Raw genomic sequence first — 20,299 nt, 5'->3', positions numbered from 1 at the left:
GGCTGCGGACGGCGCGCCCCTTTCGGGTGACGGTGCTCAGGCGGAGGCGTCGTCCAGCAGGGCGGTCTGCGCCGGGGTGAGCTCCAGCCCGGCGGCGGCCAGCAGCGGCGGGAGCTGGCCGACGGTACGGGCGCTGGCGATCGGGGCGGCGACGGTCGGCCGGGCGGCGAGCCAGGCCAGCGCGACGGTGGCGGGCTCGACGTCGTGCTCGGCGGCCACCGTGTCCAGCGCGTCCAGCACCTTGGGGCCGCGCGGGTCGTCCAGGTAGCGGCCGGCGCCCTCGGCCCTGGCGCTGGCCACCTCGGCGCCGCCCGGGCGGTACTTGCCGGTGAGGAAACCGGAGGCCAGCGCGTAGTACGGCACGGTGGCGAGGCCGTGCGCGGCGATCACGTCGGCCAGCGGGCCCTCGAAGGTGCCGCGGGAGACCAGGTTGTAGTGCGGCTGGACGGCGGTGTACGCGGCCAGGCCCTCGCGCTCGGCGAAGGCGAGCGCCTCGGCGAGCCGCTCGGCGCCGATGTTGGAGGCGGCGACGGCGCGCACCTTGCCCTCGCGCACCAGCGCGTCCAGGGCGGTGACGAACTCCTCCACCGGGGTGTCGTCGTCCTGGTGGGTGTAGTAGAGGTCGATGTGGTCGACGCCGAGGCGGCGCAGCGAACCCTCGGCGGAGGCCTTGATGTTGGCCGCGCTCAGCCCGCGGGCCTCGGGGTGCAGGCCGACCTTGGTGGCGATGACCACGGAGTCGCGGCTGCCGCGGCTGCGCAGCCACTTCCCGATGATGGCCTCGGACTCGCCGCCGGTGTTGCCCGGCACCCAGGAGGAGTAGGTGTCGGCGGTGTCGACGAAGTTGCCGCCGGCCGCCGTGTAGGCGTCGAGGACGGCGAAGGACTCGGCCTCGTCGGCGGTCCAGCCGAAGACGTTGCCGCCGAGGGAGAGCGGGAACACCGAGAGCTCGGAGTTGCCGAGCTGCACGTAACGGGGGGCGTCGCTGCGGGAATCGGTCATGGTCCGAGTCAACCCGATCGGCCGGGCCGGCATTCCGTGAACGAGGCGTACTTCACACGCCCGTTGCACGTCCGCAGCACGGAGACCGGGTGTCGGGGTGGTCCGCGGATTCGTTAGAGTCCCTGCCATGGCTGACAACGAGTACGACCCCGCCGGCAGCACCCAGATGTTCCGGGCCTTCGTCGAGGAGACCCCGGCACCGCAGGCGCCGGGCTCCGTCAACACCTACGGCAACACCGGCGGCGGCAGCCGGACCGGCATGATCGCGGTCATCGCCGTGGTGGCCCTCGCCGTGCTGGGCGCCGTCGTCTGGCTGGCCGTCAAGTAGTCCACGCGGTGGAATGCCTGGCGGTCCGGTGGCCCGCTGGTGCCGGTCCCTGTTCCCTCAGCAGGGCTTCCGCCAGGCGTCCAGTTCGAGCTTCTTCTGCATCGAGCTGAAGCCCAGGGCCTTGGTGCGGCCGCAGAACTTCTCGGTGCCCAGCTTGTACTCGACGTGGAAGACCGCCTTGCCCGCCTGGATGAAGGGGGAGAGGCGGGCGCACTCGTCGAACTGCGCGCACTCCTCGTTGACGGCGAAGTCGAAGTCGTTCAGCAGCGCCGGGACCTGCTCCAGGTCGTTCTTCAGACCGATCGCCAGGCCGCGTTCGTGGGCGAGCGAGGCGAGCATGCGGTTGTAGCGGAGCTGGTCGTCCGCGGTCAGCGGGAAGCCGCTGTTCTGGTTGTAGGCCTCGATGGTGTCGGGCTCGACGGCGTCGAAGCCCTTCTGCCGGCACATGTCGAAGCGGGCCGCCATGAGGGGCTTCAGCTGGTCGATCTTGCGGATGTCGAACCACTTCTCGCCCTTCCAGCCGTTGCCCGAGCCCTGGAGGGCCTGGGCGAAGGCGGCGGAGTCGGGGCGGAAGTCCTCCCAGGAACCGGCGTTGATGTAGCAGATCACCTTGCGGCCCTTGGCGTGCAGGGCCGCGACCACGGAGGCGTCGGTCTCGAAGCCGTCGACGTCGTAGACGGGGACGTCGACGGACTGGTCGACGGAGCCGCCGAGTTGCCACTGCCAGGCGAGGCCGGGGGTGGGCTGCCAGCGCGCGCCGGCCGAGCCGGGCGTGCCGGGGGTTCCCGGAGTGCCGGGCGTGCCGGGGGTGTTGGGCGTTCCCGGGGTGGCCGGGGTGCCGGGCGTGCCGGGGGCGGCGGGGGTGCCGGGCGTTCCCGGGGTACCGGACGGGGCCGACGGCCGGCCGGACGCGGTCGGCGAGCCCGGGCCCGTGGTGGCGGCCGGGGCGTCCGGGGTGACCGGCGTGCCGGGGGTGCTCGGCGCGTCCGGGGTGGCCGGGGTGCTCGGAGTCCCCGGGACGGGGGCGGCGGTGGCCGCCGGGGGCGCGCTCGCGCCGGCGTCGGCCGAGGTGTCGTCCTCGTCGTCCGAGCCGGAGCTGCTGCACGAGGTCGCCAGCAGCGCGGTGGCGGTGGCGAGGGCGAGGGCGGCCCACACGGGCCGGGTAACGCGGGTCACGGTGCACGGACTCCGGATCGGGTCGGATGCGTTCTCAGATGGGTTCGGTGAGCGGCCGTCCGGCGGTCAGCTGGTGCGGCAGGGTGCTCCAGGGGTTCTCCCCGGCGCCCGGCACCGCGCAGCCGACCCCGGCCCGGCGGGCGGCGATCAACGCGGCCACCTCCCCGGCCCGTTCGGCGGGCACGTCGTAGACCAGGTGGCAGAACCGGGCGGCGGCGTGCCGGCCGGTCCACAGCGGCAGGGCCAGCGCCTGGTAGGCGGCCCAGTCGCCCTCGAAGGTGACCAGCAGATCGGCCAGGCCGACCTCGGCGTACCCGGGGTCCGGGTGGTCGCCGTGGCCGAACACCACGGTGGCGCAGCCGGCGGCCCGGGCCGCGGTGGCCAGGCGCCGGTAGTGCGGCAGCGCGCCGGGCGCGGCCGACACCTGGTCGAGGTAGACGCCGGAGATGCCGTGGCGCTGACGGTAGGTCAGGATGTCGTTCACCACGGCCGCGTGCGACCGCCGGCCGTAGTCGGTGTCGGCGTAGCCGAGCAGCGGCAGGCCGGCCTTGCGGAGTTCCTCGGCGGCCTCGGTGAAGACGTGGTCGGGCTCGCCCGGACCGTCGGCGAGGTTGAGCACGACGGCGGCGATGCGCTGGGGATCGGCGGCGGCGACCGCCTGCCAGGCCGCCGGGTCCACCGCGGGGTGGACGTACAGCGGCACCAGCAGGCGGCCGTCGGGGTGGTTGCCCCCGGTCATGCGGTGACCAGCGGTTCGGTGGAGAGCCAGAGGTCGCGCAGCGTCTCGTCGAGTCCGGTCTCCGGGCGCCAGCCGAGGGCCCGGGCGGCGGCCGACACGTCGGCCTGCTGCCAGGAGACGGCCGCGGAGCGCTCGGAACCGGCGCCGCTCTCGTCGATGCGGCCGGCGAACCCGGCCGCCGCGACCAGACCGTCGGCGATCGCCCGGACCGGCCGGGCGTGCCCGGAGGCCAGGTTGAGCACCCGGGGCAGCGCTTCCCGGGCGGTCACGGCGAGCGTGACGGCACGGGCGACGTCCCGGGCGTCGACGAAGTCGCGGTGGGCCGAGAGGTCCCCGACCCGCACCACTCCGTCGGCACCCTCGGGCGCGGCCCGGCGCAGCTCGGCGGCGAGCCGGCCGGGCAGCGAGCCGGCCGGGGCCCCGGGGCCGACCGGGTTGAACACCCGCAGCACCACGGCGTCCAGCGGCGAGCCGGCCACCGCGAGGGAGCCGGCCAGCTTGGTGGCGCCGTAGACGCCGACCGGGCGGGCGTCGGCGTCCTCGGCGAGCGAGCCGCCGGGGGCGCAGACGCCGTACTCGCCGGCCGAGCCGATGTGCACCAGCCGGGCCTTCGGGGCGCCCTGGCCGAGCGCCTCGCAGAGCACGGCCGGCCCGCGGGCGTTGACCTCGGCGAGGGTGACGGCACTGCCGGAGACGGCGCCGGCGAAGTTGACCACCGCGTCCGGGGCGAGCGCGGCCAGGTCCTCGCCGAGCGGGCCGGCCTGGGCGGAGGCCAGGTCGAGCCGCAGGTCGTGGTCGGGCCGCCGCCCGGCGGTCAGCACGGTGGCGCCGGGCAGTGCCCGCAGGGCGGTGGCGGCGTGCCGGCCGAGGAAGCCGTCGGCGCCGAGCAGCAGGATCCTCACGCGGCCCGTCCGTCGTTCTCGGGGCCGGCGGGCACGGTCGCCGCCGTGGCCGCGGTGGCCGTCGGCTGCCCGGCGGCGGCCTCGGGGGCGGTTCTGGCGGCGGGGATCGGCAGGGCCTGGCCGTTCGGCACGGCGTACAGGCCCTCCCCGGCGGCCGGGGCGGCGCCGGCCGGCTCGCCCGGGAGGAGCAGCGAGCGGTTGAGCGCGAACTCGGCGTTGGCGCGGTCGTAGTCGTCCGGGCGGCCGATGTCGAGCCAGTAGCCGTCGAACTCGTAGGCGGACGGCGGCGTCTGGGCGCCCAGCAGGTCCAGCACCAGCTCGTCGAAGCCCAGCGGCAGGCCCGGGGTGTACCGGGCGAGCGCGGCGCGGGAGACGCCGTACACGCCCATCGAGACCCGGTAGTCGATGCTCGGCTTCTCCTGGAAGCCGGTGATCGCCCCGCCCTCGGCGGTCAGCACGCCGAAGTCGATCTTCACCTGGCGGGCGTAGGTCGCGATGGTGAGCGGGGCCCCGGACGCCTCGTGGTGCTTGAGCACCCCGGCGAAGTCCAGGTCGGTGAGGACGTCGCCGTTCATCACCAGGAAGTTGTCCGGCAGCCGGTCCTGCATGGTGAGCAGCGGGCCGAGGGTGCCGAGCGGGCTGTCCTCGACGGCGTAGCCGACCCGCAGCCCCCACTGGGAGCCGTTGCCGACGTAGGCGCGGATGATGTGCCCGAGGTGGCCGATGGCCAGGGTGACGGTCTGGAAGCCCGCGGCGGCGAGCTGGCGCATCACGATCTCCAGGATCGCGTGCTGGTCGCCGATCGGGACGAGTGGCTTGGGAAGCGCGGTGGTGTACGGGCGGAGGCGTACGCCCTTACCGCCGGCCAGGATCACTGCGTGCATGTGGTTCCCCCACAGAAGTCGGTTCGACAAGGGGCCTTCGGTGCCGGAGCGGACGGAAGGCGGAGCCGGGTCAGACGTTGTAGATGTCGGTCTTGTAGCGGGCCAGGTTCGCCGGGTCGCGGAAGAACTCGATGGTCTGCTCCAGACCCTCGTCCAGCGAGAACCGGGGGGCCCAGCCGGTGGCGGTGCGCAGCCGGGTGGCGTCCGCGACCAGGCGCATGACCTCGGAGTTGGCCGGGCGGATGCGCTGCTCGTCCTCCTTGACGGTGACGTCCACGCCCATCAGCTTGCCGACCAGGGTGACCAGGTCGCCGACCGAGATCTCGCCGCCGGTACCGGCGTTGAAGGTCCTGCCGACCACGGTCTCGGCGGGGGCGGTGCCGACCGTGCGGAAGGCCAGCGCGGTGTCCTTGACGAACATGAAGTCGCGGGTCGGGCGCAGGTCGCCGAGGGTGATCTCGGTCTCGCCGGCGGCGAGCTGGGCGATCACGGTCGGGATGACGGCGCGCATCGACTGGCGCGGGCCGAAGGTGTTGAACGGGCGCAGGGTGACGACCGGGGTCCCGAAGCTGGCGTGGTAGCTGTCGGCCAGCCGGTCCCCGCCGGCCTTGGAGGCGGCGTACGGGGACTGGGTGTTGATCGGGTGGTCCTCGGTGATCGGCACGGTCTGCGCGGTGCCGTAGGTCTCGCTGGTCGAGGTGTGCACCAGGCGGGGGATCTCCTGGTGGCGCACGGCCTCGAGGACGTTCAGGGTCCCGGTGACGTTGGTGTCGACGTACGAGTGCGGGGCCAGGTAGGAGTACGGGATCGCGATCAGGGCGGCCAGGTGGTAGACCGCCTCGGTGCCCTTGACCAGGCCGTTGACGGAGCCGGGGTCGCGGACGTCGCCGAGGACGATCTCGACGGAGTCCAGCACCTCCTTCGAGAGGGTCTCCAGCCAGCCGAACGACGAGAACGAGTTGTACTGGACCATCGCGCGGACCCGGTGGCCGTCGGCCACCAGGGTCTCGACGAGGTGGGAGCCGATGAATCCCTCGGCTCCGGTGACGGCGACGCTGCTCATGGTGAATCGCTTCCTGTGTCTTCAGGGGACGTGTCGTGCGGGCCCGGCCGGGTGGTGCGACGGTTGTGGTGACCCGGCCGGGCCGGTACGGGTGGTGCTGTTCCGTCGGTGCTGGTTCCGTGGTGCGCTGTTCAGCTGTTCAGCGGTGCCCGTTTCAGCGGTGTCTGGTGGTGCGGCCGAGCACGGGCCCGGCGGTGCTGGTGAGGACGGCCGCCGCACCCCCGCAGCCGATCAGCTGCAGGACGGTCGGGTCCCAACCGGTCAGCAGCCCGGCGCACTCGGCGCCCGCGGCTGCCAGACAGATGAGGGCGGTGCTCCAGCTGAGCCCGAAGGCGTTCAGCAGCAGCGCCAGCCAGAGCGAGCCGCCGAGCAGCAGCAGCGCGCCGAGCTCCGGGACGCCCAGCGCGGGGGCGCCGGGCCAGAGCACGGTGGCGGCGGCGTCGAGGGCGGCCACGGTGGTGAGGTAGATGAACAGGCAGCCGAGCAGCACGCCACCGGTGCGGCGGGCGAACTCGACCGGGGTGTGACTGGTGCGCAGCGCGGCCACCGCCATCGCCCGGTAGCGGAAGAGCAGCCACTCCGCGAGGCCGAGGCTCAGCGTCAGGGCGATCATCGCCGGGCCGGTCGGGCTGGCCGAGGCGCCCTGGGCGCTGCCGGTGCTCACCGCCTGGTGGACGGTGACCCCGAGTCCGGCGATCAGGGTCAGGGTGCCGACCGCGAGTCCGAACAGCAGGTGCGGGATCTCCTGGTGCAGCGGCAGCCGCAGCGGGACGGGTTCCGCCTCGGCGCGCCGGCAGCGCAGCAGCTCGCGGGCGGCGAGCCCGACGGCCAGGCCGAGCGAGGCCAGCAGCACCGCGGTGCGGACGGCCTGCGGCACGGAGACGGCGAGCACCACGCCCGCGCCGACCGCCGACGGTGCCAGCGCCAGCAGCAGGAACTTCTCCCGGCCGAGCACCAGCAGCACGGTGGCGGCCGCCAGGTAGCCGGACTGCCCGGCGGCGAAGCAGAGCGCGCCCAGCGGCCCGCCGACCACGTACCCGGCGGCGGCCGCGGTCAGCGCACCGAGCGGCGCCCCGATCGCCAGGCAGGCCGCGGCCGACCGGCGCCGGCCACGGCCGAGCCAGGCGTACGCGCGGTGGGCCAGCGCCTGGTTCCAGGACCAGCTGACCAGGGTCGCGACGGACAGCGCGAGCATGCCCGAGGGCAGGCCGAAGCGCATCCGGTCGGCGGCAAACAGGTTGGCGCCGAGCAGGTAGCCGAGGCCGGGCAGGGCGAACACCAGGCCGCGTACGACGCACCGCCAGGGATCGGCCCGCCAGGGGTTGGCGAACTCGGCGCTCGGCCCGGGGTAGCGCCGCTCGACCCGTTCGAACAGCTCCTCGGCGACGGTGAACGCGTCGGGGCGGCCGTAGAGCAGGCCGGCCTGTTCGTCGGAGAGGCCGTCGGCCTCCAGGAAGGCCGCGATCTCGTAGGGGTGGACGGCGTCGGCGCAGATGTCCTGCAGCCGATCGGCGAGTTCGTCCAGCGGGTCGGGGGAGAGTTCGAGCTGGTCCGCCTCCGGCCCGGGGCGCTGCTCGGGCAGGGTCGGGCGGCGCCGCTTCAGCGGGAGTACCCGCAGCTGGACGGTCTCGTCGGCCTCGTTCGGTACGAGCCGCAGGGGCCCACTCATGCGCCCACCTCGCTGCGCTCGGCGGCCGCTTCGCGGGTCACGCACCTGTCGATGATGAGTTCGCTGCGCTCACTCATGCGCCCACCTCGCTGCGCTCGGCGGCCGCTTCGCGGGTCACGCACCTGTCGATGATGAGTTCGCTGCGCCCACTCATGCGGTCACCTCGCTGCGCTCCTGCTCGCTCGCGGGCTGCTCCCAGTCCGGGTCCGGCGGTCCGTCGGTGACGGCGACCACGCCCTCGGGCAGCCAGCGGGAGGTGCCCAGCAGTTCGGTGTAGATGCCGCGGAAGCCGTCGATGTTCTGGCGGAGCGTGAACTGCTCGATCACCCGCAGCCGGGCCTGCTCGCCGAGCCGGGCCCGGCGCTCCGGGTCGCGCAGCAGCTCGATCGCCGCGGCGGCCATGGGTTCGGGCTCGCGCGGCGGGACGACCAGGCCGGTGTCGCCGACCGCCTCGCGCACGCCGCCGACGTCGGTCGAGACGGTGGAGCGTCCGCAGGACATCGCCTCGATCAGGGTGAACGGGAAGCCCTCGCTGATCGAGGAGAGCATCACCACGTTCCCGGCCGCGTAGGCGTCGGTGATGTCCGCGACCCGGCCCTCGAAGACCACCGAATCGCCGGTGCCGAGTTCGGCGGCCAGCGCCTCGCAGGCCTCGCGGTAGGCCTCACCGCCCTTGGGGGTGCCGCCGAACAGCCGCAGCCGGGCGTCGGGTATCTCGCGCCGCACGAGAGCGAACGCGCGGATCAGCGTCTCCAGGTCCTTGATCGGGTCGACCCGGCCGGCCCAGCTGAGCGTCGGGGTCTCGGGCTCCGGCCCGGCGGGCGGGAAGGCCGCCGGGTCGACGCCGTTGTAGACGGTGCGGATGTGCGCGGAGGGGGTGCCGCCGCGCTCCTCCCAGCGCCGGTTGTACCGGTTGCCGGGGGTGACCAGCGCGGCCCGCCGGTAGCTCTCCTCGGCGAGCATCCGGTAGAAGCCCAGCAGCAGGGCCTTGACCGGCCAGCGGTAGGGGCCGGTGCGGTAGCCGAGGTAGCGCTCGCGCAGATAGATGCCGTGCTCGGTGAGGAGAAACGGTACGCCGAACTGCTGAGCGGCTATCAGCCCCGGGAGCGTGGCCAGACCACCGCTCGCGGCGTGCGCCACGCCGTCGCGCGGCGGCTCGACCGACAGCGGGCGCAACGCGTGCTCCAGCAGGTCGGTGGCGTTCAGCGCGTCGTGCATGGTGGGCCGGGAGACGGCGGTGGAGAGGTAGTCGCGGGTCCAGACGTGCTGGAGGGTGCGCAGGGCGCGCTCGCTGCGCAGCGCCGGGCTGAGCAGCCCGCGCTGGGCGAGGTCGGCGAAGCCGTAGAGCTCGGTGCCGAAGTGGGTGGTGTAGACCGGGTCCAGGAGGGAGTGCAGGAACCGTTCGTAGGCGTTGAGGAAGCGGCGCATCTCCTTGCCGCGTGGGGCCTTCGCCTCCGAGGCCGGGCCCCACAGCGGGGCGGTGGTGACCGACCGCACGTTGGCGGGCAGTTCCCAGGCCAGTGGTTCGTGGCCGGTGCCGGTGACGGCGATGATGTCGAAGTCGACGTCCGGCATGCCTTGCACGAGCTGGTCGCACCAGACACTCACACCGCCGTGCTGGTGCGGGTACGTCCCCTCGGTGAGCAGGGTGACGCGCATCTGTGTCCCCCCTCCTGTTCTTGCCTCAAGCTCCCGGCCGAGCAGGCCGGATCGGGTGGTGCCGGTGGCGGCCGCTGTGCCGCGGTCCGCTACCGGGTTCACCTGTCTAGCGGTTGCCGGGCGAGCCGGCGGTCTTCCTCGCGGGTTCGGCCTTCCCCCCGGAGGCCTTGCCGTGCTGCTGCGGAGTGCCGCCGTGGCCGACGGCCTTTCCGTCGGTGCCGCTCGCCGTACCCGAAGTCGTACCAGCAGAGACGTTCCTGCCGGCAACCGGGGCCCCGCTACCGGGGATGAGAGTCGGCGCCTCGGTGCGGTCGGTGTCGCCCGGACCGGCCGGGACGGCGTCCACGGTGCCCTGCGGGACGACCTTGGTGTCGGCCGGGGCCGGGGCCGGGACGGACTTGGCCGCGAGGCTCGGGCTGGTGCCGGCCGGGGCGGCCGGGGTGCCCGTGGCGGGCAGCGTCAGCAGGACGCCGCTCTGCAGCTGGCCGGGCTTGACCCAGCCGGAGAGCGAGCCCGCGTAGGCGGTGCCGAAGCCGGTGGTGCCGATGGCGAGCTGCTGGACGGTGCCGGTCGGCATGGTGGCCTCGATCTGGACGCCGGCCGGGGCGCTCACCATGACGGTGTCGCCGGTGCGGTAGGCGGTGACCTGGCCGGAGGCGAGCGCGGCGTTCCAGGCTGCCCGTCGCTGGAACTCCTGGCCGATCTCCTTCTGCGCGAGATTCACGACCGGGGCGTTGTCGGCGTGCAGCGACCGGTAGGTGGAGAGGATCTTCTCCAGCACCGGGTAGACGATCCGGTCCTCGGACAGGTTCGACTGGTGGATGAAGTGCGGCCGCGGGTCGTTGTTCAGCACGTGGCCGAGGTCGATCCGGGCCTCCAGCGGCACGATGTACGACTGGTAGCCGGTGTTGACGTCCAGCGGCGTCGGCAGGCAGGTGGAGTTGGCGCTCTGGCAGATGCCGCTGCCACCGTTGGCGACGCTGGTGTAGATCCAGTTGTACTCGTCGGCCTCCTCCTTCGCCGTGGCGGCGTTGTAGAAGACGTTCATCGGGTAGCGGGGCACGGTCAGCGCCGAGCCGACGGCCCGCTGGCCGGTCTCGCGGGAGGCGTCGCTGGCGGTCCACTTGACCCCGTTGGCGGCGAGCGCCGGAGCCAGGTACGGGTTGTCGCTGGTCTCCTGAGGAGCGGTCAGCAGGCCGGAGTGCTCGCCGGTGACCAGCTCGGTCTTGTCCAGCTGCAGGCCCCGGGCGGCGGCCCAGTCCAGGTTGTTCTTGATCTGGGAGGAGATGGTGGCCTGGTCGACCCAGACGGTGCTGCCCGAGGAGGTCTTGGTGCACTTCCACGGGACCACCGAGACGTCCTGGAGGCAGCCCAGGTACGGGTGGGTGTACGTGTGGTTGATCCACCGGTAGCTGGTCTGGTCGGCGATCATCTCGTCCACCACCGGGTCGGTGGTGGTCTCGTGGTCGGACTTCCAGTCCTCGCTGCCACCGCCGTTGAACACCATGTCCAGGGTGAAGCCGTGGTCGAGCTGCCACTGCTTGGCGTACTGCGCGTCGGCGACCGTCATCCGGATCGGATTGGCGGTCTCCGGGGTGCCGGGCGGGCAGGTGACGTCACCGGGGGTGCACTTGAGCACGGTGTCCCAGCGGTCGTCGGACAGGAAGACGTCGTCGACGTGGGCCGCGAAGTAGTTGCGGTCGTAGCCGAGGTGGACGCCCTGGGTTATCCAGTCGACTATGCCGCGGGCCAGCAGGCGGTACTGCTGCTGGTACTGGTTGTAGACGAAGGTGACGACCAGTTCCTTGCGGCCGGCGTGCTGGTACTCGCCGACCAGCGAACCCTTGGCGGTGCTGTTCGGGATCGGCACCTCGACCAGCGGGGTGAAGCTGGAGCCGGCCGGCAGGGTGGCCAGCGGGGTGGCCAGGTAGCCGTAGCTCTCCGAGACGGTCGGGTCGTTGTCCTCGAACGGGATCGCGCCCTTGAGGTAGTTGAACGGTCCGCTCAGGCCGGCCGTGGTGACCTGGCCCTGGAAGCCGTCCAGGGTCCCCATGTAGCCGGGGTTGACGGCCCAGTTCAGGCCGACGTCGGGACGGGCGTAGGTGTACGCGTCGACCTGACGGACGTTGAACGCGGCCTCGTAGGCGGCGATCGCGGTCATCTCGGCGGAGCCGGCCGCGAACGGGTTGTCGTTCGGCAGCACGATGCCCTGGTACTTGCCGCGCGGCTGGCCGTTCAGCGTGTCGCTGAGGAAGGCCGCGTCGATCACCGGGCGGTTGGCGTCGTTGAGGTCGACGAGCTTGTACGGCGTGCCCTGGCTCTTGAGTTCGGCGGCGATCGCGGCCGTGGCCGGCCCGCCGTCGCTGATCACCAGGACCGTGAGATCGATCCGCGGCGTCGTGGTGGCGTGCGCGAGGGACGACTGCAGGCCTCCGGCCAGCAGAACGGCTGCCGCACAGGCGGCAACTCTTCGGGTCGCTCGACCCATGTTTGTCTTCCTCCCCTGGGCAGGGCGCTCCGCTGCTTGCGCTCGCCCGCCCTCGTAGCTGGTCGCGGGCAGCAGGCTGCCCGGCGCCCATCCTGATGGAACATCCGTAGCAGGAGGGACCGAACGGGCAGGAGTGCAGCGAATCTGTTACCAACGTTCATGGTCGTGCCATGAGGGCGCTGATTGTGGCCGAAAGCGCATCGGCCACGCAAATAATGAATTAAAAATTAAAACCCGGAACCTAGCGTTACCGCTGTTCACCCATCGTGCGATCCGGTGGCTGAACGGGACCCTACACTGGCGGCGTTGCCCCTGACACTCTCGCACATCCTGCCGTTTCAGTGGGCAGGTTCATGCAATATCGCTCACGGTTGTGCAACGTCACCGTTCGAATATCCAATGGAGGCCGCCGAGTGACCGAGCCGCAGACCGAAACCGCCGCAATTCCGGCCGCCCGCAGCCTGGGTCTGCTCGGTGCCGTGAACGCCCGCGACCTGGGCGGCTACCGGACCGCGGAGGGGTCGCTGCTGCGGGCCGGCGTCGCCCTGCGCAGTGACGGCCTCAGCCGGCTCACCGACGAGGACCTCACGCGGCTGGCCGGGCTGGGCCTACGGCGGATCGTCGACCTGCGCAGCCCGGCCGAGGTCCGCGAGGCCGGTGCGGACAGGATCGTCGACGGCATGGCGGTCCATCAAATGCCGGTGTTCGCGACCGACTTCGACGTCCACGCCACGCTGCGCGAGGCGCTGGCCGACCGTGATCCGGGCAAGCAGCGCGCCCTGCTCGGCGGGGGCCGCGCCGACGCCATGATGACCGGCCTCTACCGGTGGTTCGTGACCGATCGGATCGCACGCGAACGGTTCGCCGGCGTGCTGCGGCTGCTCGCCGATCCGGACGGCGCTCCGCTGCTGTTCCACTGCTCGGCCGGAAAGGACCGCACCGGCTGGACGGCGGCCGTGCTGCTGACCGCGCTCGGCGTCGACCGGGAAACGGTGGTGACGGATTATCTGCTCACCAACGAGCGTTCCGCCGCCGTCGTCACGACGGTCCTGGAGGGGTTCCGGACCCGCGGGCTGATGGACGAGCCCGAGCTGCTGCTGCCGGTCTTCCGGGCCGAACGGAGCTACCTGGAGGCGGCCTTCGAGGAGGTCGAGACCGGCTGGCCGGACTTCGGGGCGTTCTGGGCCGACGGCCTCGGTCTGGACGAGGCCGTGCTGGCGGGTCTGCGGGCCAATCTGCTGGCACCCTGAGTCCCGCGGGCGCCCGGACGCGGCCCCGGGCGCGGCCCGTGGGCTCGTCCGGCTCGTCCGGATCCGGGGGCCCGCCCCGGGCCCCGCCGGGCCGCCGTGCTCAGCCCTCGGCGGTCAGGCCCTCGCGCAGCTGGGTGAGCGTGCGGGTCAGCAGCCGCGAGACGTGCATCTGCGAGATGCCGATCTCCTCGCCGATCTGCGACTGGGTCAGATTGCCGAAGAACCGCAGCATGATGATCCGGCGCTCGCGCGGCGGCAGCTTGGCCAGTAGCGGCTTGAGCGACTCCCGGTACTCCACGCCCTCCAGCGCGAGGTCCTCATAGCCCAGCCGCTCGGCCAGCGGGCCCTCGCCGTCCTCCTCGCTCGGGCTGGAGTCCAGCGAGCTGGCGGTGTACGCGTTGCCGACCGCCAGGCCCTCCACCACGTCCTCCTCGCTGACGCCGAGGCAGGCGGCCAGTTCGGCCACGGTGGGGGAGCGGTCGAGGCGCTGGGAGAGCTCGTCGCCGGCCTTGGTGAGCGCCAGCCGCAGCTCCTGGAGCCGCCGGGGCACCCGCACCGACCAGCTGGTGTCCCGGAAGAAGCGCTTGATCTCGCCGACCACCGTCGGCATCGCGAAGGTCGGGAACTCGACGCCGCGCTCCGGGTCGAACCGGTCGATCGCCTTGATCAGCCCGATCGTGCCGACCTGGACGATGTCCTCCATCGGCTCGTTGCGGCTGCGGAAGCGCGCCGAGGCGTAGCGGACCAGTGGCAGGTTGAGCTCGATGAGGGTGTCGCGGACGTAGGTGTGCTCCGCGCTGCCCGGATCGAGGGCGGCCAGCCGCCCGAACAGGGAGCGGGAGAGCGTCCGGGTGTCGAGCCCGGCGTCCGGCGCGGCGGCGGCGCGCTGGAGCGGGATCTCCGCGGCGCCGGCCGGTGCAGCGTGGATCTCCGCAGTGCCCACATCTGAGGACATGCACCCACCCCCTCGTGACTGACGGTCCAACGGGTGCCGCCGTCGGAACGTTCCCGTGCGCGCGCCGGCCCCCTTTGCACCCTCCATACCGGCTCACGGTCCCCGGCAAACCCGAGCGTCGCAAGATGTCACGCCGCGGTGACGCGCCGCTGTCACGGCGTCACAACCGAGGTGCGGTCAGTCCTCCCAGGAGTTGCCGGTCCGCAGCCTGGTCAGGATCCGCGAGAGCAGCCGCGAGACGTGCATCTGGGACATCCCCAGCTCGGTGCTGATCTGCGACTGCGTCAGATTGGCGAAGAACCGCAGCATGACGATCCGGCGCTCCCGCTCGGGCAGCTGCACCAGCAGGTGGCGGACCATGTCCCGGTGCTCGACCTCGGCCAGCGCGGCGTCCTCGTAACCGAGCCGGTCGAGCAGTGCCAGCCCGCCCTCGTGCTCCTGGGCGGCCTCCAGCGAGGCAGCGTTGTAGGCCCGCCCGGCGTCCAGGCAGGCCCGGACGTCCTCCTCGGGGATCCGCAGGCTGGCGGCGATCTCCGGCACCTTGGGGGCCCGGCCGTGCACCACGGTCAGCTCCTCCATCGCGCCGCTGACCTGCACCCAGAGCTCCTGGAGCCGGCGCGGGACGTGCATGGTGCGGACGTTGTCGCGGAAGTAGCGCTTGATCTCGCCGAGGATGGTCGGCAGCGCGTAGGTGGGGAACTGCACGCCGCGGCCGGGGTCGAACCGGTCGATGGCGTTGATCAGGCCGATGGTGCCGACCTGGACGACGTCCTCCATCGGCTCGCTGCGGCTGCGGAAGCGGGTGGCGGCGTAGCGCACGAGGGGGATGTTGACCTCGATCAGCGCGGCCCGGACCCGTTCGCGCTCGGGGGTGTCCGGGGGCAGCTCGGCGAGCCGCTCGAAGAGCACCCGGGTGAGGGTGCGCACGTCGACCGCGGGGCGGCCGCCGGGGCCGCGCAGGCGGTCCGGGCGGAGCTCGCCGGCCGGGCTGATCACGGCGGCCAGCACCTCGTCGTCCGGCGCGCTCCCTGGTGTCCGCACGGACACGTCACCCCTCCCATAGTCGACAACGGTGGGACCTGCGGACCGGGTGTCGCGTCTCGTCACCGCCTTCGCCATGTCCGGCAAAACCGGTCATAGCATCACAAGGCGGGCGCATGTCGGGCAAGTACCGCGCGGAGGTGTGTTGGTGTGCCGCCGGGCCGGGCGGGGCGCGCCGGCGGTGCGGGGGAAGGGCCGGGCCGGGACAGCGCAAGGCGCCCCGCCCGAATGCCGGGCGGGGCGCCGTGGGCCGTCGGGCTCAGACCTCGATGTCGGCGATCACCCAGGTGGCGAATTCGCGCCACTGCGCGGCCGCGGCCTGGTGGGCCGGGTGGGTGAGGTACGCCTGGAGCGCCTCGCGGTCCTCGACCAGGCTGTTGATCGCGTAGTCGTGGGCGATGTCGCGGTCGGTGGTGTTCCAGCCGCACTCCCACTCGCGCAGCTCGGGTACGAGCGGGCCGAGCTCGGCGAAGGCCTTGGCGCCGGCGAGCGCGCGCTCGTCGTCCTTGCTGACGCCTTCGTTGAGCTTGAACAGGACCAGGTGGCGGATCACGGTGCCGCTCCTCGCGGACGGGGTCGGGTGTCGGGCCCACCGTAGCCGGTGGGGCGCGGGCTATTTCACCAGGCCGGTCATGAAGGTGCCGACGGCCTTGGCGGCGTTCGAGATGCCTTCGAAACCCAACTGGACCAGCTCGGCGGCCCGGGCCGGCGAGGTGATGATCGTGTAGAGCACGAAGATGAGCAGGAGGACCATTCCGATCTTCTTCGCCTGCGCCATCCGTGACCTTCCTCCCTGCCGTGGGCCGTCGTCGCTCGGTCCCCGAGCGGCCCGGTGCAACGGGCAGCTTATCCACCCGGACGGCCTATCAAGTGAGCGACGCGTTCACCTGCCGGGACGAAGGTCCCCGTGACGGGGGCCTTTCTCCGGGTGCCGGAGGCGCCGGAGGGCGGCAGGATGGTTGATGTACCGAGGATCTGGCAGGAATCCCCGGTACGTGGATCCGGAGCTCCCCGCTGTGGGACCGGGCGCCGCGGCTTCCCCCCGACGCGGCCCCGGTTGTGGGACTCCGCCGGGGGAGCGGTCAGTCCCCCCGAACCGCTCCCCCTCTTCCAGGCTCCGTACTCGACAGGCGTTGGTGGTCATCGGCCGACGGGTACGGAGCCCTTTCCGCGTTCGAGGGTGCGCGGGAACGCCGAAGGCCCGTCCGGTGAACCGGACGGGCCTTCGGGCCTGCTGGCGGTAGCGGTGGGATTCGAACCCACGGTGGAGTTGCCCCCACACACGCTTTCGAGGCGTGCTCCTTTGGCCGCTCGGACACGCTACCGAGGGGAACTCTACCGGACGGGTGGCGCGGGAACGAAATCCGTTCCCGGGGCGGATTCAGCGGTGGGTGTCGAAGAAGGCGCGCAGCTGCTCGCCGCACTCGTCGGCGAGGACGCCCCAGATCACCTCGGGGCGGTGGTTGAGCCGCCGGTCACGCATCACGTCGAAGAGCGATCCGGCCGCGCCGGCCTTCTCGTCGAGGGCGCCGTAGACCACACGGTCGATCCGGGAGAGCACGATCGCGCCCGCGCACATGGTGCAGGGCTCCAGGGTGACGACCAGCGTGCACCCGCTCAGCCTCCACTCGCCGAGCTTCGCGGCCGCCTCGCGGATGGCCACCACCTCGGCGTGCGCGGTCGGGTCGCCGACGGCCTCGCGCTCGTTGTGGCCGCGGCCGAGGACCTCGCCGTCCGGGCCGAGGACGAGCGCCCCGACCGGGACGTCCCCGGTGGCCGGCGCCAGTGCGGCCTCGGCGATGGCGAGGCGCATCGGCGCCGCCCAGCGGTCGCGGACCGGGTCGGGGCGGACGGGAGCGGGCAGCGGCGGGATCGGGCGGACGGACTGCATGGCATCCAGTGTCGGGCATGGCGCGGGTCCGGCCGTCCGGACGGCGGACACGGGGCGTTACCGGACGGCCTCCAGGACCTCGCCGCAGCCGAGCGCCTCGGCGATCTCCTCCAGGGCGTCCCCGGGCACCGCGCCCTCGCCGCTGAGGGCGATCAGCTCGTCGGCGGCGAGGCCGAACTCGGTCAGCAGGTGGGCGTCGCCGAGCGGGCCGACCGGGACGCCGCCGGGGCCGTCGCCGTCCTCCTCGTCCTCCTGCTCCTGGGCCTCGGTGCCGTCCTCCAGCTCGGCGACCAGGTCGTCGAGGTCGCCGAACTCGCTCTCGCCGGCCTGGTCCACCAGCTCGTCGGTGAGGACGGCGCCGTAGGAGCTGCGGGCCGCGGCGGCGCCGTCCGACACGAAGATCCGCGGATCCTCCTCGCCGTCCACCCGGACGATGGCGAACCAGGCGTCCTCCTGTTCGATGAAGAGCAGGACGCTGTCGTCGTCCTGGGCCGCCTCACGGGCCAGGTCGGCCAGGTCGGCGAGGGTTTCGACGTCGTCGAGCTCCGTCTCGCTCACATCCCACCCGTCCTCGGTGCGAGCAAGCACTGCAGCGAAGTACGCCACCAGGGACACTCCCCAAGATCTCGGTCTCGGCTGTCGGCGCTCGCGGGCGACGCGGTACTGGCCGCCCCCGCGCCAGAGGCGGTCCGCTGTTCGGACCGTCCCATCGGAATCGTGACAGAAAGCAAGGCTCTGCGGGGGGTGTTCTGCAGCGCGTCTTTGCAGGTCGTGTCGGAAGGGTTGGCCGTCGGACGGTGAACGGACGACCGGGTGGCAGCGGGAGTGTGGAGAAGCCGTGGAGGGCCTGTCAGAAGCGGAAGGTTCGCATCCGCATGGCCTCGCGCATCCGGCGCTCCTTGGTCCGGCGGGGCTGCACCCGCTCGCGCAGTTCGCGGGCCTCGGTCAGCTCGCGCAGGAAGACGGCGCGGCGCCTGCGGCGCTCCGCCTCGGTCTCCGGCCGGTCCGGGGGCGGGCCCGAGAGGGGGCCCGACGGGGCCGCGGCCCCGTCCGCCGAGCCGTCCCCGGGGTTCGGGTTGCTCGTCATAGGACCTGACTTTCCCAGATCGGCCGGATTGATACCACAGGAGCCCGATCCGTCCGGACGTTCTCGGCGGGTCACGGCGCGTGACGGCGGGTGACGTACGACCGTCACCCGCCCGGGGCCGGGCGCGGGGCGCCCTGGCACGGCGTGTCGTACGGGCGTCCGTACCCGGGCTAACCTCGATGCATGCGGATCCACGTCGTCGACCACCCCCTGGTGGCCCACAAGCTCTCCACCCTGCGCGACGAGCGCACCGACTCGCCGACCTTCCGTCGCCTGACCGACGAGCTGGTGACCCTCCTCGCCTACGAGGCCACCCGGGACGTCCGCACCGACGAGGTGGAGATCACCACCCCGGTGGCCGTGACCACCGGCACCCGGCTGTCCTACCCGCGCCCGCTGGTGGTGCCGATCCTGCGGGCCGGCCTCGGCATGCTGGACGGCATGACCCGGCTGCTGCCGACCGCCGAGGTCGGCTTCCTGGGCATGGTGCGCAACGAGGAGACCCTGGAGGCCTCCACCTACGCCACCCGGATGCCGGACGACCTCTCCGGCCGCCAGGTGTACGTGCTCGACCCGATGCTGGCCACCGGCGGCACGCTGGTCGCGGCGATCCGGATGCTGATCGAGCGCGGCGCCACCGACGTCACCGCCGTCGTGCTGCTGGCCTCGCCGGAGGGCGTCGCGGTGATGGAGCGCGAGCTGGCCGGCCTGCCGGTCACCGTGGTCACCGCGGCCGTCGACGAGCGGCTGAACGAGAACGGCTACATCGTCCCGGGCCTCGGCGACGCGGGCGACCGGCTGTACGGCACGGCGGGCTGAGTCCCTGCGGCCCACCCGAACGAAGACGAAGCCCCCCGGCGCGGTGCCGGGGGGCTTCGTCCGTCCTGCGGGGTCCGGTGGTCAGCAGCTGCCAGTGCTGCTCGGGGCCGGGACCGGCTTGGTGGCCAGGGCCAGCGCGGCGGCGGCCTGGGTCTCGTCCAGCAGCGCGTTGTAGCTGTCGCCGATGACGAAGTCCACGGTGGTGTCGGTCCGGGCGTCGGCGGTGCTGGTCGCGCCCGCGATCACCGAGCCGACCAGGGTGGACGCCCCGGCGCCGGCCGCTCCGGCGATCACCTGGGCGGTGCCGGGCACCTTCTTGTCGAGCTCCGCCGGGGCGTTGCCGACCTTGCCGATGGTGAAGCCGCGCTTCTTCAGCTCCTCGGCGGTGCGGGCGGCCAGGCCGGCCTTGGCGGTGGCGTTGTAGACGTTCACGGTGACCGCCGCCGGCTGCGGGACGGCCTTCGGGTCGATCGGCGCGGTGGCCGAGCCCGGCGCGGTCGGCGCCGCCTCGGTCGGGGCGGCCAGCGGCTTGCCGGACGGGGTGGCGCAGGCCTGGGCGGAGGCGCTCTTGCCCTTGCCGCTGAAGATGTCCCAGAGCTGGACGCCGCCGAGGCCGATCAGGGCCAGTGCGAGCACCGCGCCGATCAGTGCGAGCACCCTGCGGCTGCGCTTCGGCGGGCGGCCCAGCCTCGGGTAGGAGTTGCCGGTGATCCGGTACTGCTTCCCCTTCAGGCCTTGGGGAGTCAACATGCTCACGGTTTGTCTCCCCCTCGTGCCGGGGCGGGGATCGGGTGACGGTGGGCCGGGCGCGGTGCCCGCGAAAGCGGTGTCACGCGAACGCGGTCGCGGCCGTAGTCAGCAGATTAGTGCCGTACAGCGGTGAAGGTACTAAACGATCATCATCAGGAGTACGCCGGTACCCGAATGGCGGCACCGCGACCGCACCCGGGTACGAACGGAACCGCCCCCCGGGATCAGCCGGAGAGCGGTCCGAACGCGTACGGGGCCGGGTCGGCCGGCCCCCGGTCATTCCATTTCGAGGACGCGGGCGTGCAGCACCTGGCGCTGCTGGAGCGCGGCGCGGACCGCGCGGTGCAGTCCGTCCTCCAGGTACAGGTCACCGTGCCACTTCACGACGTGCGCGAAGAGGTCCCCGTAGAAGGTGGAGTCCTCCGCCAGGAGGGTTTCCAGATCCAGTTGTCCCTTGGTGGTCACCAGCTGGTCCAGTCGCACCGGGCGCGGGGCGACGTCCGCCCACTGGCGGGTGCTGGTACGGCCGTGATCCGGGTACGGCCGCCCATTGCCGATGCGCTTGAAGATCACACGGAAAGCCTACCGTTTGGGCG

20 protein-coding genes, 1 tRNA gene and 1 pseudogene are annotated in these 20,299 nt (G+C 72.7%); 3 read left to right on the top strand and 19 right to left on the bottom strand.

The window, feature by feature from the left end; translation table 11 throughout:
- Positions 1-36: 36 nt before the first annotated feature.
- Positions 37-1,002 (bottom strand): aldo/keto reductase, encoded by a 966-nt coding sequence (locus ABZW10_RS06205; protein WP_355360704.1) that lies wholly within the window; start codon positions 1,000-1,002, stop codon positions 37-39.
- A 127-nt stretch (positions 1,003-1,129) separates the two neighbouring features.
- Here ABZW10_RS06205 and ABZW10_RS06200 point away from each other — a divergent pair, with 127 nt between their 5' ends.
- Positions 1,130-1,330 (top strand): hypothetical protein, encoded by a 201-nt coding sequence (locus ABZW10_RS06200; protein ID WP_355360701.1) that lies wholly within the window; start codon positions 1,130-1,132, stop codon positions 1,328-1,330.
- 57 nt (positions 1,331-1,387) lie between these two features.
- Here the strand turns inward: ABZW10_RS06200 and ABZW10_RS06195 are convergent, their stop codons facing one another.
- The 8 genes and pseudogenes from ABZW10_RS06195 to ABZW10_RS06160 form a co-directional block, all read right to left on the bottom strand.
- Positions 1,388-2,506, bottom strand: a complete 1,119-nt coding sequence (locus ABZW10_RS06195; protein ID WP_355360698.1) for an endo alpha-1,4 polygalactosaminidase — start codon at positions 2,504-2,506, stop codon at positions 1,388-1,390.
- Between the two features lie 34 nt (positions 2,507-2,540).
- A complete protein-coding gene (locus ABZW10_RS06190) occupies positions 2,541-3,245 on the bottom strand; it encodes a spherulation-specific family 4 protein (protein ID WP_355360695.1) in 705 nt (234 codons plus the stop codon).
- Entirely contained in the window at positions 3,242-4,147 is a 906-nt protein-coding gene (locus tag ABZW10_RS06185) for an NAD(P)-dependent oxidoreductase (RefSeq protein ID WP_355360692.1), read from the bottom strand. The genes ABZW10_RS06190 and ABZW10_RS06185 overlap by 4 nt, the downstream gene beginning before the upstream one ends.
- Before the next feature lie 176 nt (positions 4,148-4,323).
- A pseudogene (locus ABZW10_RS06180) lies at positions 4,324-5,031 on the bottom strand (sugar phosphate nucleotidyltransferase); the annotation flags it as partial.
- Between the two features lie 70 nt (positions 5,032-5,101).
- Positions 5,102-6,094, bottom strand: coding sequence for a GDP-mannose 4,6-dehydratase (locus ABZW10_RS06175; RefSeq protein WP_355360689.1), 993 nt, complete (start codon positions 6,092-6,094; stop codon positions 5,102-5,104).
- Positions 6,095-6,248: 154 nt separating this feature from the next.
- Positions 6,249-7,763 carry a hypothetical protein gene (locus ABZW10_RS06170; RefSeq protein ID WP_355360686.1) on the bottom strand — a complete coding sequence of 505 codons (1,515 nt, stop codon included), beginning with the start codon at positions 7,761-7,763 and terminating at the stop codon, positions 6,249-6,251.
- 150 nt (positions 7,764-7,913) lie between these two features.
- Positions 7,914-9,422, bottom strand: a complete 1,509-nt coding sequence (gene pelF / locus ABZW10_RS06165) for a GT4 family glycosyltransferase PelF (protein ID WP_355360683.1) — start codon at positions 9,420-9,422, stop codon at positions 7,914-7,916.
- A gap of 106 nt (positions 9,423-9,528) precedes the next feature.
- The gene (locus ABZW10_RS06160) at positions 9,529-11,910 is read right to left on the bottom strand and encodes a hypothetical protein (RefSeq protein WP_355360680.1); all 2,382 of its coding nucleotides are present in this window, start codon (positions 11,908-11,910) and stop codon (positions 9,529-9,531) included.
- A gap of 413 nt (positions 11,911-12,323) precedes the next feature.
- Between ABZW10_RS06160 and ABZW10_RS06155 the strand changes: the two genes are divergently transcribed.
- A complete protein-coding gene (locus ABZW10_RS06155; protein ID WP_355360677.1) occupies positions 12,324-13,160 on the top strand; it encodes a tyrosine-protein phosphatase in 837 nt (278 codons plus the stop codon).
- 100 nt (positions 13,161-13,260) lie between these two features.
- Here the strand turns inward: ABZW10_RS06155 and ABZW10_RS06150 are convergent, their stop codons facing one another.
- The 8 genes from ABZW10_RS06150 to ABZW10_RS06115 all read right to left on the bottom strand — a co-directional run bounded on the left by ABZW10_RS06150 (position 13,261) and on the right by ABZW10_RS06115 (position 18,134).
- Positions 13,261-14,115, bottom strand: coding sequence for an RNA polymerase sigma factor SigF (locus ABZW10_RS06150; protein WP_355360674.1), 855 nt, complete (start codon positions 14,113-14,115; stop codon positions 13,261-13,263).
- Positions 14,116-14,292: 177 nt separating this feature from the next.
- A complete protein-coding gene (locus ABZW10_RS06145) occupies positions 14,293-15,075 on the bottom strand; it encodes an RNA polymerase sigma factor SigF (protein ID WP_355360930.1) in 783 nt (260 codons plus the stop codon).
- A 340-nt stretch (positions 15,076-15,415) separates the two neighbouring features.
- Positions 15,416-15,709: a Dabb family protein gene (locus ABZW10_RS06140; protein WP_355360671.1), complete on the bottom strand. Its 294-nt coding sequence runs from the start codon at positions 15,707-15,709 to the stop codon at positions 15,416-15,418.
- Between the two features lie 60 nt (positions 15,710-15,769).
- Complete coding sequence (locus ABZW10_RS06135; RefSeq protein ID WP_199926184.1) at positions 15,770-15,934, bottom strand: hypothetical protein; 165 nt, start codon at positions 15,932-15,934, stop codon at positions 15,770-15,772.
- 457 nt (positions 15,935-16,391) lie between these two features.
- Positions 16,392-16,481 (bottom strand) — tRNA-Ser (locus ABZW10_RS06130).
- Between the two features lie 56 nt (positions 16,482-16,537).
- Positions 16,538-17,047, bottom strand: coding sequence for a tRNA adenosine(34) deaminase TadA (gene tadA / locus ABZW10_RS06125; protein ID WP_355360667.1), 510 nt, complete (start codon positions 17,045-17,047; stop codon positions 16,538-16,540).
- A 57-nt stretch (positions 17,048-17,104) separates the two neighbouring features.
- Entirely contained in the window at positions 17,105-17,653 is a 549-nt protein-coding gene (locus ABZW10_RS06120) for a hypothetical protein (protein ID WP_355360664.1), read from the bottom strand.
- A gap of 244 nt (positions 17,654-17,897) precedes the next feature.
- Positions 17,898-18,134 (bottom strand): hypothetical protein, encoded by a 237-nt coding sequence (locus tag ABZW10_RS06115; protein WP_355360661.1) that lies wholly within the window; start codon positions 18,132-18,134, stop codon positions 17,898-17,900.
- A 183-nt stretch (positions 18,135-18,317) separates the two neighbouring features.
- Here ABZW10_RS06115 and upp point away from each other — a divergent pair, with 183 nt between their 5' ends.
- A complete protein-coding gene (gene upp, locus ABZW10_RS06110; RefSeq protein ID WP_355360658.1) occupies positions 18,318-18,953 on the top strand; it encodes a uracil phosphoribosyltransferase in 636 nt (211 codons plus the stop codon).
- Between the two features lie 81 nt (positions 18,954-19,034).
- On the opposite strand, the gene ABZW10_RS06105 is transcribed toward upp, so the two are convergent.
- Together ABZW10_RS06105 and ABZW10_RS06100 are read right to left on the bottom strand one after the other, a co-directional pair.
- Complete coding sequence (locus ABZW10_RS06105) at positions 19,035-19,703, bottom strand: LytR C-terminal domain-containing protein (RefSeq protein ID WP_355360927.1); 669 nt, start codon at positions 19,701-19,703, stop codon at positions 19,035-19,037.
- Positions 19,704-19,979: 276 nt separating this feature from the next.
- Positions 19,980-20,276 carry a type II toxin-antitoxin system VapB family antitoxin gene (locus ABZW10_RS06100; protein ID WP_030061387.1) on the bottom strand — a complete coding sequence of 99 codons (297 nt, stop codon included), beginning with the start codon at positions 20,274-20,276 and terminating at the stop codon, positions 19,980-19,982.
- Positions 20,277-20,299: the final 23 nt, after the last annotated feature.

The organism is Kitasatospora sp. NPDC004723 (assembly GCF_040609255.1).
Lineage (GTDB): Bacteria > Actinomycetota > Actinomycetes > Streptomycetales > Streptomycetaceae > Kitasatospora.
Note: the sequence above shows the minus strand (reverse complement) of the source record. Positions and strands in the feature narration are given on the sequence as shown.